14 protein-coding genes are annotated in these 17,650 nt (G+C 50.8%); 12 read left to right on the top strand and 2 right to left on the bottom strand.

All coding sequences use genetic code 11. The features are described 5' to 3' along the window. Positions 1–96: 96 nt before the first annotated feature. The 7 genes from DESTI_RS24955 (at position 97) to DESTI_RS24930 (ending at position 9,378) form a co-directional block, all read left to right on the top strand. Positions 97–1,491, top strand: a complete 1,395-nt coding sequence (locus DESTI_RS24955; RefSeq protein ID WP_169316398.1) for a B12-binding domain-containing radical SAM protein — start codon at positions 97–99, stop codon at positions 1,489–1,491. Positions 1,492–1,566: 75 nt separating this feature from the next. After that, positions 1,567–5,994, top strand: coding sequence for an FAD-dependent oxidoreductase (locus tag DESTI_RS24950; RefSeq protein ID WP_014812744.1), 4,428 nt, complete (start codon positions 1,567–1,569; stop codon positions 5,992–5,994). 90 nt (positions 5,995–6,084) lie between these two features. Further along, positions 6,085–6,372 carry a 4Fe-4S dicluster domain-containing protein gene (locus DESTI_RS29465; RefSeq protein WP_052316104.1) on the top strand — a complete coding sequence of 96 codons (288 nt, stop codon included), beginning with the start codon at positions 6,085–6,087 and terminating at the stop codon, positions 6,370–6,372. A 61-nt stretch (positions 6,373–6,433) separates the two neighbouring features. After that, positions 6,434–6,631 carry a hypothetical protein gene (locus tag DESTI_RS29460; RefSeq protein WP_157212268.1) on the top strand — a complete coding sequence of 66 codons (198 nt, stop codon included), beginning with the start codon at positions 6,434–6,436 and terminating at the stop codon, positions 6,629–6,631. A 68-nt stretch (positions 6,632–6,699) separates the two neighbouring features. Further along, positions 6,700–7,551, top strand: coding sequence for a CoB--CoM heterodisulfide reductase iron-sulfur subunit B family protein (locus DESTI_RS24940; protein ID WP_014812743.1), 852 nt, complete (start codon positions 6,700–6,702; stop codon positions 7,549–7,551). Positions 7,552–7,848: 297 nt separating this feature from the next. Continuing rightward, positions 7,849–8,313 (top strand): DUF3124 domain-containing protein, encoded by a 465-nt coding sequence (locus DESTI_RS24935; RefSeq protein WP_014812742.1) that lies wholly within the window; start codon positions 7,849–7,851, stop codon positions 8,311–8,313. Between the two features lie 165 nt (positions 8,314–8,478). Then, the gene (locus tag DESTI_RS24930) at positions 8,479–9,378 is read left to right on the top strand and encodes a hypothetical protein (RefSeq protein WP_014812741.1); all 900 of its coding nucleotides are present in this window, start codon (positions 8,479–8,481) and stop codon (positions 9,376–9,378) included. Between the two features lie 1,136 nt (positions 9,379–10,514). Here DESTI_RS24930 and DESTI_RS24925 read toward each other — a convergent pair. Beyond that, entirely contained in the window at positions 10,515–11,456 is a 942-nt protein-coding gene (locus DESTI_RS24925) for an omptin family outer membrane protease (RefSeq protein ID WP_014812740.1), read from the bottom strand. Between the two features lie 639 nt (positions 11,457–12,095). Here DESTI_RS24925 and DESTI_RS24920 point away from each other — a divergent pair. Further along, on the top strand, positions 12,096–13,055 hold the full coding sequence (locus tag DESTI_RS24920) for a hypothetical protein (RefSeq protein WP_014812739.1): 960 nt from the start codon (positions 12,096–12,098) through the stop codon (positions 13,053–13,055). A gap of 220 nt (positions 13,056–13,275) precedes the next feature. Continuing rightward, complete coding sequence (locus tag DESTI_RS29455; RefSeq protein WP_014812738.1) at positions 13,276–13,944, top strand: DUF3786 domain-containing protein; 669 nt, start codon at positions 13,276–13,278, stop codon at positions 13,942–13,944. Between the two features lie 296 nt (positions 13,945–14,240). Here DESTI_RS29455 and DESTI_RS24905 read toward each other — a convergent pair whose 3' ends face one another. Next, positions 14,241–14,828, bottom strand: a complete 588-nt coding sequence (locus DESTI_RS24905; protein ID WP_014812737.1) for a tetratricopeptide repeat protein — start codon at positions 14,826–14,828, stop codon at positions 14,241–14,243. 386 nt (positions 14,829–15,214) lie between these two features. Between DESTI_RS24905 and DESTI_RS24900 the strand changes: the two genes are divergently transcribed. The 3 genes from DESTI_RS24900 to DESTI_RS24890 are packed head-to-tail and all read left to right on the top strand — an operon-like array spanning position 15,215 to position 17,615. Then, entirely contained in the window at positions 15,215–16,480 is a 1,266-nt protein-coding gene (locus DESTI_RS24900; RefSeq protein ID WP_014812736.1) for an AICAR transformylase/IMP cyclohydrolase PurH, read from the top strand. A 22-nt stretch (positions 16,481–16,502) separates the two neighbouring features. Beyond that, positions 16,503–17,192, top strand: coding sequence for a lipid-binding SYLF domain-containing protein (locus tag DESTI_RS24895; protein ID WP_014812735.1), 690 nt, complete (start codon positions 16,503–16,505; stop codon positions 17,190–17,192). Between the two features lie 48 nt (positions 17,193–17,240). Continuing rightward, complete coding sequence (locus DESTI_RS24890) at positions 17,241–17,615, top strand: molybdenum cofactor biosynthesis protein MoaE (RefSeq protein WP_014812734.1); 375 nt, start codon at positions 17,241–17,243, stop codon at positions 17,613–17,615. Positions 17,616–17,650: the final 35 nt, after the last annotated feature.

Genomic DNA, 17,650 nt, shown 5'->3' with positions numbered 1-17,650 from the left:
TTCAAACAATTTCTTGGAAGCGCATGACGTTCGGGACTTGATTCCGGGATCGACCCGGTTCACACTAGCAGATGCATGGACCGGACGCAAACGAACATGAAACACCCCACGCTCCTCCTGGTGAATCCCTGGATACATGATTTCGCGGCTTTCGATCTGTGGGCTCGGCCCATGGGATTGCTCGTGTTCGCCACGAGGCTTCGGAAACTCGGATGGAACGTGTCTCTCCTGGACTGCCTCGATCGGCATCACCCTGAAATGGTCACTCTGAAATCCCGATCCCTCGGCCGGGGCCCGTTCCACAGGACACTGATTGCCAAACCGTCATGCCTCGAAACCATTCCAAGAACCTATGCCCGCTATGGCGTAGATCCGCAGATTGTGAAACGCGATCTCGAATCCCTTCCGGTTCCTGCGGCAATCCTGGTGACGAGCCTCATGACCTACTGGTACACAGGAGTGCGCGAGACTGTGCAACTTCTCCGGGAAGTTTTTCCCAAGGTGCCTATTTTGCTGGGGGGCATATACGCATCTCTGCTACCGGAACATGCGAAAATGCATATCCGAGCAGATGCGATACTCCCCGGACCTGCCGAGCATTCCATCGCCGAACATCTTCAGCGATGTACCGGAATCCGTCCCGAGATCGGATCTGATTCAACTGGCCTGGAATTCACGCCAGCACTGGATCTTCTGAGGAAAGTCACTTTTATTCCGCTGCTCACGTCCCGCGGATGTCCGCTCCGATGCACGTACTGCGCTTCACGAACATTGAATTCGAATTACTTGCAACGTCCCGTAGAAGACGTGATCAGCGAACTCCAAGACGCCTGTCTCAAGTACGATGTTCTCGACATCGCTTTGTACGATGATGCGTTTCTCATCAATGCCGAACGTCATGCGCTGCCGATTCTTGACGAAATTGCCGAACGTCTTCCGGGACTGAGAATTCACGCTCCCAATGGATTGCATGCAACGCGGATCGATTCACGGGTTGCCGTGGCAATGAAAAAAGCGGGTTTTGAGACAATTCGTATAGGGCTTGAGAGTTCGTCTGATGAATTTCACTCCAGAACGGGAAAAAAAACCGATCTCCAATCGTTTTTTTCCTCAGTAACCAATCTCAGGGATGCCGGTTTTTCCAGGGAACAAATTGGAGTGTACCTGCTGGTTGGGGTTCCCGGCCAATCAAGCGCACAGATTGAAGAAGATGTCGAGATTGTCCTAACTGCAGGAGCGTATCCGAAATTGGCCGAATTTTCGCCTATTCCCGGCACGCTTATGTGGGGACAGGCTCTTGGAAACAGTCGATATCCTCTTGAAGAAGAGCCGTTGTTTCATAACTGTACGTTGCTGGCCGCGGCGGAACCCGACGTAAGTGTGCAATTTATCGGTGATTTAAGAAAACAGATCTCCTCATTTCTCCACTTGAATCAAGACAAATCGTCTTCCTCACAACCCGAGCTCAAACATACTTGCTGCAGTCATTGACACAGCGCGCTGATACTGCTAAATATAGATACTATTCCATCGCATTTCAAAAATCTCTCGGAAGGTGAATTTCCTATGGCCCAAGCGAAGGACGTGGTAGGCGCCGCCCTCGTCGTAGGAGGCGGAATAGCCGGAGTGCAGGCCTCATTAGACCTCGCGGAATCGGGTTACAAGGTGTATCTGGTTGAGACTGAGACCGGAATCGGCGGCCGAATGGCCCAGCTCGATAAAACGTTTCCCACGAATGATTGCTCTACCTGTATTTTTTCTCCCAAGCTCGTTACAGTCGGACAGAACCCCAATATAGAACTTCTCTCCTATAGTGAACTGGAAGATGTGCAAGGGAGTGAGGGAAACTTTTCTGTAACCTTGCGCCAGAAATCCCGGTACATCCGAAAAGATCGATGTAAAGCCTGCGGAGACTGCGCGTCCGTATGCCCCGTGAAGGTACCCAACGAATTTGACCAGGAACTGAGCAAGAGATCGGCGACATACCGACTGTTTCCTCAGACCATTCCTCAGACCTTCGTCATTGATAAGGGAGACCGCGCACCGTGCGTAATGGCTTGCCCGGCTCATATCAATGTGCAGGGTTATGTCCAGCTTATAAGCCAGGGCAAATACAAGCAAGCGATTGAGCTCATTTATAATCAGCTCCCTCTTCCGGGAGTCCTGGGCAGAGTCTGCCCGCATCCCTGCGAAAGTGTTTGCCGCCGGGCTGAAAAAGATCAGCCTGTCTCCGTCTGTAAACTGAAACGATTTGCATCGGATCAGATCGATTACGGACAGTTGACCGTTCCGGAGATCACGCCTCGTGATGAAAAGGTTGCAATCGTCGGTTCAGGACCTGCCGGTCTCTCAGCAGCGTACTATCTTGCTCTGGAAGGGTATAAAACGACAATATTCGAAGCCGCGCCCGTCCTTGGTGGTTGGCTGAGAGTCGGCATTCCCGAGTATAGACTTCCCAGAGATGTTCTCGAAAAAGAAATCAATCATATCCTGAGCCTCGGTGTTGAAGCCAAAACAAACAACGCTCTGGGCAAAGATTTTTCCGTTGAGGATCTGAAAAACCAGGGTTACAAGGCCGTTTACCTGGCGGTCGGCTGCCAGAAAGGCGCAAATCTTGCCATACCGGGCGAAGAATCTGATGGCGTAATTCAGGGAGTCGATTTTCTGAGAAATGCAGCGCTTGGCACCTCGTATAACGGTATCAAGAAGGCTGCGGTCATCGGCGGCGGTAACGTTGCCATAGATGCAGCCCGCACTCTTTCACGATTCGGAGCCGACGTCCACATCCTGTACAGACGTTCCAGGCAGGAGATGCCTGCTTTCAAGGAAGAAGTGGATGCAGCCATTGAAGAAGGCGTGAAGATACAGTTCCTTTGTGCGCCGGTCGAAGTGGTTTCGGCCGGAGGGAAAGTGACCGGTATCAAATGCATCAAAATGGAGCTGGGCCCGCCAGATGATTCCGGTCGAAGAAGACCTGTCCCCATCCAGGGATCAGAGTTTGTCATAGACGTGGATGCCATAATTCCTGCGATCGGTCAGATCATCGATCCGGCACTGTGGGATAGCGTGAAGGATCTCAAGACCACCAGGAGAAACACCATTGCCGTGGATCCTATCTCCTACGCCACTTCAATGGAAGGCGTGTTCTCAGGCGGTGACGCCGGAACCGGCCCTGCAACGGTGGTGGAAGCGGTTGCCGCCGGCAAACAGGCTGCGGAATCCATAGCTCGGTTTATTCAGGGCAAGGACATGTTCGAAGGCCGCCCTTGGACCGGCGTGGAAAATCCCGAGTATCCTCCCATTCCGAATATCCGACCCGAAGCCCGAGCCAAGAACCCGGAAATCCATGTTTCCGAGCGCAAGGGTTTTCGCGAAGTCGAACTCGCATTCCCTGAAGAAGAAGCACTTCGCGAGGCCAACCGCTGCCTCAACTGCGGCGTCTGTTCGGAGTGTATGGAATGCGTGAAAGCCTGCCCTGCAGAGGCTATTGACCACACAATGGAAGATCAGCTCCTCCAAGTGAATGTGGGAACGATCATTCTTTCCACCGGTTACGACATGATCAATCCCGACAAGATCCGGGGTGAATATTCATACGGGACTGCACCGAATGTGCTCACCAATATGGAATTCGAGCGGATGCTATCGGCTTCCGGTCCCAATGCCGGTGAGGTGAAGAGGCCTTCAGACGGTCATCACCCAAATAAAGTTGCATGGATTCAGTGTGTCGGATCGAGAGATGCTCAAAAAGGTATGCCGCACTGCAGCTCTATCTGCTGCATGGCATCCATCAAAGAAGCCGTCATAGCCAAAGAGCACGATTCCAACATCGAACCGACCATCTTCTATATGGATATCCGTGCATACGGCAAGGATTTCGATGCCTATTACGAAAGAGCAAAGAACGAGGGTGGTGTCCGATTCATCCGCTCAATGATAAGCCGGGTTGTCGAAGACCCCATCACTCATAACCTGAATATCACGTACCTGGACGACAATCAGAAGCTGCACACGGAAAACTTCGACATGGTAGTTCTCGCAGTGGGGCTCAAGACATCCGACAAATCCCGAATCATTGCCGAGAAACTTGGTGTGGAGTTGAACGAGTCCAAATTCTGCGCGACCACCTCATTCGATCCCGTGCAGAGCACCAGACCGGGTGTTTTCGTTGCCGGTATGCTCCAGGGTCCGAAAGATATTCCGCAGACCGTCATGGAAGCCTCTGCTGCTGCAGGAGCGTCTTCAAAACTCCTGGCGTCAGCCCGGAACACCATGACCACGAAGATTCAATTCCCGCCGCAACGAGACATTTCTGAAGAAGAGCCTCGCATCGGCGTATTCATCTGTCGTTGCGGAATCAACATCGCTAATACCGTGGATGTTCCCAGAGTCGTGGAGCACGTCAAGAATCTACCCAACGTAGTCGTCGCGGAAGAGCGTCTGTTTACCTGCTCTCAGGATACTCAGGAACAGTTCCTTAAGATCATAGAAGAAAACCGTTTGAATCGCCTCGTGGTTGCCGCGTGCAGTCCGAGGACCCATGAACCGATGTTCCAGCTCACCATGGAAAAGTCCGGCCTGAATCCCTATCTCTTTACCATGACGAACATTCGGGACCAGTGTTCCTGGGTGCATGCATCGCACAAAGAAGAGGCAACCCTCAAAGCAATGGACCTTGCCAGAATGGCTATTGCCCGTGCTCGACTCCTTGCTCCCCTGGAAAAGGGAAAAATGGAAGTCTGCCACAATGCACTGGTCCTCGGCGGCGGTGTATCGGGTATGACATCGGCTCTCAATCTGGCCGACCAGGGCTTCGAGGTTTTCCTTGTGGAAAAATCCGATAAGCTGGGCGGCAACGCACTGTCGATTGAAAAGACCATTCACGGCGAGCCCGTGCAGCCGTTCGTCAACGAACTGGCCACCAAGGTGCAGTCACATTCCAAGATCAAGGTTTTCACGAACTCGGACTTCTCGGATTTGTCCGGTCACGTCGGCCACTTCAAAGGGAAAGTGAATAACGGAAGTCAGGCCCAGGATGTGGAATTCGGTGCCGCAATCATCGCAACCGGCGCAAGGGAGTCCAAACCGACGGAATATCTGTTCGGCGAACATCCGGCAGTAGTGACTCAGCATACGTTGGAAGAGCGCATTCTGGCAGGCGATCCGAAGCTCAAGGACGTCAAGAATGCTGTCTTTATCCAATGTGTCGGTTCGCGCTGCGATGAACGCCCGTATTGCTCGAAGATATGCTGTGCAGGCTCGGTACGGTTGGCAGAACGGCTCAAAGAGATAAACCCGAATGCCAAAACGTACATACTGTATCGCGATCTCCGCACATACGGACTGCTGGAAAAGTACTACGCAGAATCCCGCAAAGCCGGAACCATCTTCGTGAGATACGATCCGGAGAATAAACCTGCAGCCGAAGCTGCGGGCGATTCCGTGAAGATCACGATCCACGACCCCGTGCTCGATGAAGATATCAAAGTTCCCGCGGATCTCCTGGTCCTCGCAGCGGCGATAGATCCTGGTGAAAGCAATAAGCAGCTCGGACAGTTGTTCAAAGTCACGGTAAACTCGTACGGCTATTTTGTTGAAGCTCACATGAAACTGCGACCGGTCGACTTTACCACTGAAGGCGTATTTCTTGCCGGACTTTCGCACTATCCGAAGCCGATTGACGAATCCATCGCCCAGGCCACAGCCGCAGCACAGAGGGCGGCAATCCTTCTGAGCAAGGACGAGATGACCTTCCCCGGCGTTATCTCCAAGGTGGACGGCACAAAATGCGCTGTGTGCCTCACATGCGTGAGATTGTGTCCGTATGGGGCTCCGCGCATCAATGAAGACCATGTGGCGGAAATTGTTCCCGCACTTTGTCAGGGATGCGGAATTTGCTCCTCGGTATGTCCGGGTAAGGCAATCGAACTTCAGCATTTCAGAGACGATCAGGTATTCCAGGAGATCGACGCTCTTCTGGATTCTGCCTCATAAAATAGCGTGCAATAGTGCTTCAGATTTCCTGCAGGTCGAACGGCGGCCCGCAGGATTTCTCCGGAAGCAAAGCGTTCACAGGAGATAAATATGCAGCAAGGTGGCACCTATCAATCGGGGCGAGTATCGAGTCCCGCTGGAGATCTGCTGTCGGTAATCAATCAGTGTTATCAGTGCGGGAAATGTTCTGCCGGATGTCCTATGGCTCCGGAAATGGATATTCTTCCCCATCAACTGGTGAGGCTTGCGGTTTTGGGGAATCATGATCGCATTGTGGATTCCAAGAGCATATGGCTGTGCCTGTCCTGCCACACCTGCGGCGCGAGATGTCCCAACGGCATCGACGTACCCGTCCCTTCTGGATCCGATCAGGCATGAAGTTATTCGCAAGAAGATCAGCACCCGTGAACCCCAGGTTCCGATATTCCACCAGATATTCATGAAGACTATCCGTATGTTCGGCCGAGTTCACGAGCTTACCCTCATCGGCATGTACAAGATGAAGACCAAAACGTACTTCAATGATATGGAACTTGGGTGGCAGATGTTCCGCAAGGGCAAGATGCATATCCTGCCCCATCGGTCAGGCCATCAGAGCGAAGTAAAAGAAGTGTTCAAGGCTTCTTCCTTTAAATAAGGGTCAGGATCGAATTGGAAATCTCTCCGGGTACTCACTGCCCGGTCAACTTATCCAGAGGACGGACAATGGAATTCAGCTATTATCCCGGATGCACGCTCACAGGGTCCGCGAAGGAATTGGACGAGTCCTTCCGCAGTTCCGCAGAGCGCCTGGGCGTAACGCTTCGCGAGATCCCGGATTGGACCTGCTGCGGAGCATCTTCTGCTCACATGGTCGATCATTATCTTGAAGCGGCTCTTCCAGCGCGTGACCTCATGACAGCCGAGCGGCTCGGCAATGATGTGGTGGCACCGTGCGCGGGATGCCATGTTCGGATGAAAGCCGCATCCCAGCGCATGATGGAAGAAACAGCGCTGCGGAACCGGTTCCCGTTCAAGGGAGAGATCAAGATTCTCGCAGGTCTGGATTTGTTCCATATGGATGCAGTCCTTTCCCGATTAAAAGAGAGGGTAAGCAAGCCTCTGGAAGGGCTACGCGTGGTACCCTATTACGGATGCCTAGCTGTACGGCCGGTGGAAGTGGTGGAACCCGAGGACCCCGAGAATCCCATGCAGATGGACCACATCTTAGAGGCCCTGGGAGCGGAAGTGCTTTCCTGGCCGTACAAAACCGACTGCTGCGGAGGTTCTCTGGCGCTGACTCGTACGGATCTCGTGCTGAAGCTTTCTCGTAAACTTCTGGACATGGCAAAGCTATTGGAAGCGGATGCGCTGGTGACCATGTGTCCCATGTGCCAGGCGAACCTGGACACCAGACAGGCGGATATCACGAAAGAAACCGGTCAGGTCTACCATGTTCCCATCCTGTACGTGACGGAACTCATTGGGGTTGCCTTGCAGCATCCCAGAGTCAGAGAATGGTTCAAACGGCATATTGTTTCTCCTGAAGCAGCATTGGCCAAGAAAGGCTTGATCTGATTGCTGTCCATGAAGACTCATCAAAGAATCCCGGGTAGAATCCGGGATTTTTTGTTTTCAGGTACAGAAATGGTATCTGAAGCTTATAGTAAATGTCAGAATTTTTGTCCAATTGCGAAAACCGATTCTTGAAAATCAATGGGTGCCGTGCCTCCGTGCCGGCACATCTATATGATCAATGATATCGATAGAATGGACCGGCAGGGACGCCGGTCCCCACCAGTATCTTGTGTTGGAGCATGGGATAAACGTCAAAATTTTTGGTAATCGCTATAATTGAAGGAGATGGAGTTCACGATGAAAAGTGCCTCATATCTGATCGTGTTATCGATCGCGGTAATGTGTTTTGCCTGTCCCGTGATGGCTGAGCCTGAAATGTCCTCGGGACAATCCGTGTACGTTCCTGTGTATTCACATATCTACGGAACTCCCCAGAGCATACCTATTAACCTGACCGCTCTACTCAGCGTGAGGAATACCGACCCCCACAAAGCAGTAACCATAGCGAGCGTCGATTATTTCGATTCTCAGGGAAAGCTGATCAACAAGGCGCTTAAGAAACCCTTCGATCTCGGGCCTCTCGCCACGTGGGAGCATATCGTGCCGGAAATGAATACGGAAGGGGGATCGGGTGCCAACTTCATAGTGCGCTGGAATGCTGCACAAGATGTGAATATTCCCATGATAGAATGTGTCATGATAACAACCAGATCTGGTCTCGGCATATCATTTATAACCCGCGGTAAGGCAATAAGAGAATAAACAATACATATTGCGTTGCATACAAAGCGGTATGATGAGTATAGCTTTCAATTTGACCGCGTTTTATGCATTTTCTCCTATAACGGAAAGAGCTTGACGCTAGCACCTTTTCTGTGATTAAATACGCACTGCTGGATTTTTTATTGACTGTATTTGAAGGGCTGCATGATCCAACTCCGCACTCGTCTGCTTGGTAAAGCAATCCTGATATTGCTCTTTGCTTTCGTGGCCTGCACGAACTCGACGACGAGCCATGCCCAAACTTGGGGGGCGAATGGTCTATTCTCTCTTAATTCCCTTGAGAGTGTCGTAGGTCCGATCTTTCCTGTGGGCGGTTGGTGCAATTCGTTTCGGAGTGAGATTGGCGCTGGAGTAGGGGTTGCTAAATTTGACAAAGCCACCCTGAATAGTTCCCTGGGTACCTTTGACCTGATCAGATACGATCCCGATGCGTCCCAAGGACAAGATACTCTGGATGGTAGCCCGCTGAAATACCAGGTAAAAGCGATACTAAGGCTCTGGCGACTCGGGCTACGCGCCGCGTATGAAAATTTCGATGCTCGCACGTATCTCGCTAAATCAGGTAAATTCGATTTTACAGGTCTCAATCTTGGTGCAGATTTCGACCTTGTTCAGTTCAACTGGCTTTCAATCGGGTTAGGCGGCGATTTTTACTTTATCGATCCATATTTCCGTGGAGCCATACTGCATCCATATGTTCCACCGAATATAGAGTTGATCGACATAAAGGGAGAGCGACCGATCAACTGGGGTGCGTATTTTCGCTATATGCCTCCGGACATTCTCGGCTTCCCCATGCATGTGGAAGCATTTTTCCGACTCCCGTACCGAAAAGCCTCTTCTTACAGTTCCCTGGGGGCATCACTCGTTTTTCGTCCTCAGATCTACAGATTCGATGTTTCTGCAAAACTCTCTTTTGAAAAGGCTTACCTGAAATTCTCAGGCGTTTCGAGCATAGATACGGCCAATCCGGAAACATTCCAGAATTGGGAATTCAATTCCGTCTGGAAATTGTTCAGTGTTGACGTAGCAATATATTTCTAGTTTCTCGTCAGTTCCAAGTTCTCCTCTCGCAACAACAGAATAGCTTCTATGTGGCGTTCTTCATACACTTTTCGTCTTTCGAATCGCGCCTCTTGTTATACCAATGAGAAGAAGCTGGTTCATTTGCCGGCCTTGGCAGGTCTCCGAAGCGAAGTCAGGCTGCGCCGTTTGTAGCGGAGGAGATTTGCCAGGGCGGCTTCATCCAATGTCACTTCTTTGGACGCTCATTGATATTACCTACAGATAAACAAGATCAAGGGTCCTTCGCAAGAAAGCAGCGCCCTAAACGGTTATATCTTGGATAGTTTGGGCAAGCGCATAGGCGTAAGCACGTGAGCGCGAAGAGTATGGGGATTGTACATTCAGCAGTTTCATTGTTGTCATTGCGAGGAGCGCAGCGACGTGGCAATCGCCTGGGACTCAGGCGCCTAATTTCAGGCGATTGCTTCGCTTCGCTCGCAATGACATGTGTTAAGATCCCATTAACCATGAGGACCAAAAGGATTCTCGTTGTTCACTGTCGAGTCGTTCTGGTGCGATCTTTTCTGCTTGCCCACATCCTAAACGTTTAGGAACTTTGAGACAGTCTCTCCGTGCCGGCCAAGTTGGGGCAAAGGAGGCAAATTGATATTATAGCTGTTATCGAAAGTCTTGACGGAATCCAATGCCTGCAATGGGAAGAATCAGTAGCGCCGGCGTCCCTGCCGGCGATAACTTATTGCTTTGTTTGGTGAATTGTTCGCCGGCACGGAGGCCGGCGCTACCAATTGCTGGGAACTGCTCTTCACAATCCGTGATTACTTTCGAGAATCGGTATAGTTATTGGATCAACATACATTGTCGTTGAGATCGAAGCGAGGAACGTCTTCCGCAAATGTTGTGGAACAGCACAGCCCTGCTATCAAAAGCGAAATCAGGGTGGGTGCCAGACGTTAGCCGGAAATCCCAACGGTAGTGGCGATGGAGCTGCGGTCCCTGTCGATCTGTGGAAAGTGGCCTCATACCATTTCGAAATTATGCATATAAGATAGCGCAGGCTTGAGGTGTTCTGAGCGGAGTGATCAGACGGCTTTGCGTCGTCCGGAGCGAAGGATGCCTCAAGCCTCCCAGATTATGAGAAGAAAAGCGAATCGGCATCAGAAAGAGCACACCACTTCACCGAGAAGTGAAAACTGATCCGACCACACGTGGGAGCCACCGAAAGAGAAATCGAGAGCAAACAGACTGTTTTTGAGACGATGGTCTCCATCCGTCACGAGCCTTTTGAAATCCCCTGTGACACGACCTCGAACGTCGTTGGTAAACAGGAATTCCCATGCTGCAGAGATGTGCCAACAATGACCGCGGGTATTGTCCATAGTCACGTGGTCACCAGATCGGAGCAGGTGCAAGTCTTCGTTCTTGGCAACTACGAGCGCATAATCCGCCTGAAATTCCGCATACGTTTGAGCCAATAAAGGAGAAACCATACCAAGATTTGTCCGGTATATGCCTCCTATGTACCCATGATGGAAAGATTGTCGGAAGTCGATTCCATCACCGGGAAGCTCGAAGGCGTCACCGGAAAGCGCGGCTTGAAACCCGTCATGTGTCGTGAAGAAGAAATGTTGATACCTGTATCCACCGATCGGTCTTACTAAAAAAGAATTCGGTAAGATGCCCAGTGAACAGGATATATCTACCAACATACCGCGATTCAAGCGACACTTCGATTCGCTGAAAATCGTTTTCTGATTCGGAGCCGCATCATCATCCCAATCGCTGTCCTGCATCATGAGGCTGCTTTCACGATTGAGATTGGTCCAAATCTGACCTTTTAATTCCCAGGATGGAGCCACATACACACTGGTCAATCCCGCAAACCACTGATCGATAGGAAATTCCAGTCTGCTCAGAGGATCCTGCTGTGGCGGAAAAGGATTCGGAAACTGATACGAAGTAAAACTATTCAGAAGCTTGGCCAGCCCAAAACGGCTCGAAAAGCCAGGCTGAGGATAGATTTCCTGAGATGACGCTACGGAACCCAGAAGACACACGTACAGTGTCAGAGAGACGAGAACGACTCGCTGTTTAAACATACCCCATCCTTAATAACCGGATGAATCCGGAGACATAAAAGCTCGATGGCTGACGAAAGCAGCCCGAGCTTCAAGAGAAAGGCCTGAACGATATACGCCTTTCTTTACGAGACTCAAAAGTATTGCTTGCGTGAAATAGACTGTAACATAAAGATGATATCACTGTCAAACAATGAAAATTATAGTAATTTTGTCATAATTGCTTTAAGTTTTATCTACAACATATCAATTTTATATAGCTACTCTTTAGACAGCAATCACAAGTCTATCCAATCAAAATGCGAAAAAATGTCCACAGGAATGGGGTGCGCGCTGGTACCGCGTTGCTTTCCCGAACACCGGAACAGGACGTTTCTGTCAGGAGAGAATTTCACTTTTGCACTCAAATACAGTCCATTTTATTACATTATATTCTAATGTTAGCTGCAATAGTCCATCCATCACTATGACGCGCGTAGCGTAGCGGTTAATATGCTGCAATATTCTGTAAAAACAATGCCTTCCAGCCTTAATTACTTGACAGAGAGAAATTTTTATCCTACAAACCGTACATTCGCATATTTTTTGGTTAAAGGATGAGCCTTCTCTCTGGAAGACGGAGGATGGCTTCTCTGTCTTGGTTTTCAGGAGGATATGAATATGAAACGTGTCGCTGTTCTCTTCATTGCTTTATCACTGATTATGGGGCTATCCGCAATAAACGCCGAGGCGTTCCTCGGGGCGGGATTGCCTGCACCTTTTACCGGATTTTTCGGAAGCGGGGCCCCGTCGTCCTGCGGGCCCGTGTGTGATCCTCCTGCACTAGCTGCAGGGACCGCGTTTTATGTGGGCTGGATGGAAGACCATAACGGTGCGAGGATCAATGTAACAGCAGATAATCCTGCAAATGTGCTGTTGGGTGTTACTGAGATAAATCACAGGTACCCGCTGAAGGGGCTTTGGCTGGGCCTCACTCAGACTGTTCCTTTCAGTGAATACTGCTCCCTTGTGGCCTCGGGATGGTATTTGATACCCTCAAACGAGCGCGCACAGGAAGAGTATAGGCTTGGGACCACTGCCGCCGATACGAATTGGGGAACCAAAACCCAGTGGTGGTTTGTTGACGGACTACTCGCTTTTGGAAGCGGCAATGGACAATTGTTGGCTGGTGTTCGATACGATGAGTTTACTACCAAGTTCGATGACAGAAGCTTGGGATTCTTTTTACCCACAGATACCGCCAATGTTACTACTTACAACGTGATTCCGCTCGTAGGTCTCCAATACGTCAGCAGTAACCTGGTGTTCCGTATTGTGGGAATTCCCACACTCGTCGGCACTCTCAAGTACCGAGAAAACGTCGCTGGAACCAGTCTTGAAGCCACTTCCAACTGGAGAGGCGGATATTTCCTCGAGTTTTTTGGCGAATATGGATGGAAGGTCGGTGGAATGGCCGATTTCGGCGTATTTGGACGCTACAACTTGGCTCAGGGAAAATCCCAGTTGGACCTCACCACAAATCCCGGTGGATTGGAGGCTGACTACAATGTCTCAGTGCATCGATCCTCATGGACCCTTGGTGGCAAAATGTCACTGAATTTCGCCATACCCTACATGTAAGATAATACGCGGCGGACAGAATCCTCCGCTTCTTTTCCTATAGTCTGCACTTTCGCAACTGATCGGATGAGCCCTCTACGGAGGGCTTTTCTTTTGGTGATATTTTCGATATAAAAATCGGGGTTGCGTTGCGCTCCGGAAGTATCCGTTTTCACGGATATGTGCAAACAGGCAATCCGGTCTCCAATATCTCGCCGATTTGTTTCTTGATGAGGATGGAATGGCTCCTGATGAATACACCATGTGGTTGGAGCGAGAAGTCTCCGGCAAGAATGTGGAGGAGTTGAATAAGGCTTACGAGCTGTTAATGCAGAAAATAAAGAGTATAGATCCCTTAACGATTGCCGAACAATCTGAAGCTCAGTACGTCGGAGAAGGCGTCCCGAAAATCGTCATTCCTTTTCTCCAGAGCTGGTTTGTCCTGGATCTTCTTCCGTATCGCATCAGGGCACAGCACAAGATTTTCGACACATTGCCCATGAAGGTGCTTGTACTGCAGCACTTGATAGCTGCCGCGAAAAATCTCGGTACAACGGTCCGCGTCGTGGGCGAATGGATCGATTGCAGGACCTTGAGGCACGGCGCGGTCATGGGAGCCCATTTTGCGAAATCTACTGACGAAATGCTGAGCCGTTTCTTTGCACTCCCCAGGGATGAGAAGATTGCGCGGTCTATGAAATGGGCTGGAATCTCGGCAGATCTCGGTGACGAGGCTTTCTTTTTTCGATTCTTCCCCAAATTACCGATTGCGCTGGTCCATTGGAGGGAAGACTCCGAATTTCCTCCTTTCAGCAAGATCCTATACGATGTGTCCGCGAGCAATTACATGCCGACTCACGGATTGGCCGCTCTCACAGAATTTCTTATTTTCCGTCTCGTCGAGAATTGAGTGTCCGTTCGTTCGTCCAAGCTGACTGTACGAGCGAAAGCTCCGTCCCGATCTGATTTCCGTCCCAATGCGCTATCAAAGAAGTGACAATTCTGAAGCCGGCTCCGGTGGGTCTCCGAAGCGAAGTCAGGCTGCGCCGTCCGTAGCGGAGGAGATCCACCGGAGCCGGCAACCGATCGGCTTCCCGATATTACTCGCATGAAGGCTCAGTGGTATCACACTTAGAAGCGAATGATACAACCATTTACTGGTACAACATTGAAGAGTTGCGGCTTTCTTTTTCAAAACTCCTTAAGCTATTGCTGCCCTTGGGATTTCAGGCGTTCTTTAAGTTGGTTCACCCAGGGTCGAACCATGACGGCATGGGGACTGTCGCCTGCCTTTTCCAGAAAGGTTTCCCAGGCTTTTAGTGCTCCCGGATAATCTTTGAGGTCGTCTCTCAGGATTATGCCGAGATTGAACAACGCCATGGGATGGTTCGGGTCGACTTCAAGTGCCTTCCTGAAGGCATCTGCCGATTCCTGCGGCTTGCCAAGCTTTCTTAGGCTTATTCCCATATCCGTCCACACGTCGGCATTGCCAGGGTTCACTTCGAGCGATCTCCGGTAGTAATCCACCGCTTTCTCGTGGTTCCCCAGATCAAAATAGTCGTTCCCCAATTGCACGAGCACATCGGCATCGTTTGGTCGGACGGCGAGCATCTTTTCCAGACCTGAAATTCTGGCTTTCAGTTCGGATTCTGCACCGCCAGGCTGCTCGGTCGCATGAGGAGGTTGTCGGGTTGGGGGAGTAGCAACATCGAGTTTCCAAGCGGAAAAAACGACACCTGCAATGAAACCGACTACAAACACAGCCAACCAGGAAACAAGGGTACGGGAAGTCACGTGATGCTCCAAGAAATAGTTGTCGGGACTGCGGGATGGTACATTTAATGCCGATGCGCTATGAAGTGACAATGCTGAAGCCGGCTCCGGTGGGTCTCCGAAGCGAAGTCAGGCTGCGCCGTCCGTAGCGGAGGAGATCCGCCGGAGTCGGCAATCGATCGGCTTCGGGATATTACTCGTATGATAGCGCATTGGTGTAAATTAATCCCTGTTAAATGAGATTATCACATTGCCTTCTGTCACGGAAGATGACGAACGCCACGGTTTCTGAAGGTTCGATTCATTTGTGCCTCGACAAAAATCGTGCTAGATTCCCCTGCACTCGCCTGACAATAGAGTTGCGTATAAATGCATAAATGCTCCGCAGTGCTGAAGGAGGACAGTACATGGAAGATATGAAGAGCAAATATCGGACCGTGATGGATGACCATTTTCCGGATACTATGAAAATCATCTTCGGAGATCAGCAACTCGAATATCGAAAGCAAACCTGGAAAATCCCCGATTCCTCCGGCGATCTTGTCGAGAAAGGATTGCGTTACGGAGAGAATCCCGGTCAAGAGGCGGCTTTGTATGAGTTGGTCAGCGGCAACCTTCTTCTCGGCGACTGCAAGTTCATAGAACCGGGAGGCGGCCTGGTCAGTGCCATAACGGAAAAAGAGATGCTCCAGGCTGGAAAACATCCGGGCAAAACTAATCTCACCGATGTGGACAATGCTCTGAATATCCTGAAATTCTTGATGGCCACTCCGGCCTGCTCCATAATGAAGCACAACAATCCATCAGGAGTTGCCATTGATACGCGTTTGGCCGCTGCGTATCACAAAGCTGATGTTGCTGACAGGATCGCAGCATTCGGAGGGGCCGCGGTCTTCAACCGTCCTGTTGATAAAGAAACTGCACAGCTTGTGGCAGCAAATTATCTCGAAGTGGTGGCGGCTCCGGATTATGAAGAAGGAATTGTGGAGATTCTAGCCAAACGAAAGAACCTCCGCATCATGACAGTTCCTCGCATGGACAGACTGCACGATTATGTCTCACGACGTTTCGTGGAATTCAAATCGCTCATGGACGGCGGCATAATTGTTCAGCAGTCTGCCGTAAACGCGATTCGCTCGTCAAAAGACCTGATTCCTGCCAGGACCACATACAAAGGCACGGACTACACCATAGAGCGCCCCCCCACACAACGCGAGCTCGATGACATGGTATTCGGCTGGGCAGTGGAACAGGGAGTAACTTCCAATTCAGTATTATACGTAAAGGACGGCTGTACGGTGGGCATTGGAACCGGCGAACAGGACCGTGTCGGAGTTGCTGAAATAGCGGTCTTCAAAGCCTATGTCAAATACCGTGATCGACTCTGTTTCGAGCGGCACGGAGTACCGTACAATGAAATGGCAGATGCGAACATTCGAGCTGAATTGGATGCTGAAACGAACGAACACAAGGCCGGGCTTACGGGTTCGGTCATGGTTTCCGACGCGTTCTTCCCGTTCAGAGATGGCGTAGACGTGGGAATCAGACAGGGTGTTTCCGCAATTGTGCATCCCGGAGGATCGGACCGTGACTTTGAATCCATCGAGGCATGCAATCAGGCAAACCCCAAGGTTACGATGATGTTTACCAATCAGAGGGCTTTCAAGCATTAAAGTCAGAGATTTGGGATTATTCATGAAGACCATCGGGAATTGGATACTTGCAGGTACGCTGTTGCTCTTCCTGGGCACCGAAACGTCGGCTGCTTCTTTCCAGGAATTGGATGAGCGCATTGCAGTATGCAATCTGGCGCTCAAGAATGCGCTGGAGATGCCCGATCGGGGGATCCCGCGAGATCTCCTGCAGCGAAGCAGAGGAATTGCGGTCTTTCCCGGACTCATCAAGGTAGGACTGTTGGTCGGCGCAAGTTACGGCCAAGGTGTAGTCCTGCGACGCGATGAAAACACCGGCCTTTGGAGCAGACCTGCTTTCTTCTACATCAAGGGAGGCAGTCTCGGTTTTCAGCTTGGTGCACAATCAACGGACCTGATCCTTCTGCTCATGACGGAAGCGAGCGTGCAGCGACTCCTGGAAGAAGGGTTCATCCTCGGTGCGGATATCTCCGTTGCTGCAGGTCCTGTTGGAAGGGAAGCGTCCGCGGAAACGAACGTGCGCTTCGAATCGGGAATCCTCTCTTATTCGCAATCCAAAGGACTTTTTGCCGGTCTGTCGCTGAATGGCGCATCACTGGTGCCTGACAAGCAGGCAAACGAGACGTATCATGGAGCCGGCGTCTCGGTCCAGGATGTCTTTTACGAGAACATGGGGGTGCTATCGGACAATGGACGGCTCCTCATGAAAACCCTGGACACGGTTACGCCCTGAATACGCGCTGCAAATCCTCAACCAAGAACCAACAAGAGAGGTGGAATTGTGCCTGATCGTAAATCCCTGGAGCATTTGATCGCTGAAGTGAAAGCGCATCCTCATATCGGTCGTGCGGGCATGATCCTATGCCATAATGGAATTGTACGGGAATTTGCCCGTTCCGATGGGCGAACCGTGACCGGCATGGAAGTCGCGCCGAATTATACCTCTATCGAAAATATCCGAAAATGGGCAGAGTCGCAGCCGGGGATTGTGGCTGTGGCAATACAGGCTATGGAAGGTGAGTTACGCGTGGGTGACGATCTGCTTTACATTGTCGTAGCCGGAGACATCCGGGAGAATGTATTCACGGTTTTGCGAGAAACGTTGGAACGTGTCAAAGCCGAGGGCGTGCAGAAAACCGAACATTATGCCGATTAATACAAGCAAGTACCATTCTTCAAACCTGGGGCTGC

The organism is Desulfomonile tiedjei DSM 6799, assembly GCF_000266945.1.
In the GTDB taxonomy this organism is placed as follows: domain Bacteria; phylum Desulfobacterota; class Desulfomonilia; order Desulfomonilales; family Desulfomonilaceae; genus Desulfomonile; species Desulfomonile tiedjei.
This window is presented reverse-complemented; position numbering and strand designations above follow the sequence as displayed.

What these genes read in the sequence shown, in the direction of transcription:
- DESTI_RS24955 (WP_169316398.1), top strand. Translation starts at nt 97, where the DNA reads ATGAAACACCCCACGCTCCTCCTGGTGAATCCCTGGATACATGATTTC.
- DESTI_RS24950 (WP_014812744.1), top strand. Translation starts at nt 1,567, where the DNA reads ATGGCCCAAGCGAAGGACGTGGTAGGCGCCGCCCTCGTCGTAGGAGGC.
- DESTI_RS29465 (WP_052316104.1), top strand. Translation starts at nt 6,085, where the DNA reads ATGCAGCAAGGTGGCACCTATCAATCGGGGCGAGTATCGAGTCCCGCT.
- DESTI_RS29460 (WP_157212268.1), top strand. Translation starts at nt 6,434, where the DNA reads ATGAAGACTATCCGTATGTTCGGCCGAGTTCACGAGCTTACCCTCATC.
- DESTI_RS24940 (WP_014812743.1), top strand. Translation starts at nt 6,700, where the DNA reads ATGGAATTCAGCTATTATCCCGGATGCACGCTCACAGGGTCCGCGAAG.
- DESTI_RS24935 (WP_014812742.1), top strand. Translation starts at nt 7,849, where the DNA reads ATGAAAAGTGCCTCATATCTGATCGTGTTATCGATCGCGGTAATGTGT.
- DESTI_RS24930 (WP_014812741.1), top strand. Translation starts at nt 8,479, where the DNA reads ATGATCCAACTCCGCACTCGTCTGCTTGGTAAAGCAATCCTGATATTG.
- DESTI_RS24925 (WP_014812740.1), bottom strand. Translation starts at nt 11,456, where the DNA reads ATGTTTAAACAGCGAGTCGTTCTCGTCTCTCTGACACTGTACGTGTGT.
- DESTI_RS24920 (WP_014812739.1), top strand. Translation starts at nt 12,096, where the DNA reads ATGAAACGTGTCGCTGTTCTCTTCATTGCTTTATCACTGATTATGGGG.
- DESTI_RS29455 (WP_014812738.1), top strand. Translation starts at nt 13,276, where the DNA reads ATGGCTCCTGATGAATACACCATGTGGTTGGAGCGAGAAGTCTCCGGC.
- DESTI_RS24900 (WP_014812736.1), top strand. Translation starts at nt 15,215, where the DNA reads ATGGAAGATATGAAGAGCAAATATCGGACCGTGATGGATGACCATTTT.
- DESTI_RS24895 (WP_014812735.1), top strand. Translation starts at nt 16,503, where the DNA reads ATGAAGACCATCGGGAATTGGATACTTGCAGGTACGCTGTTGCTCTTC.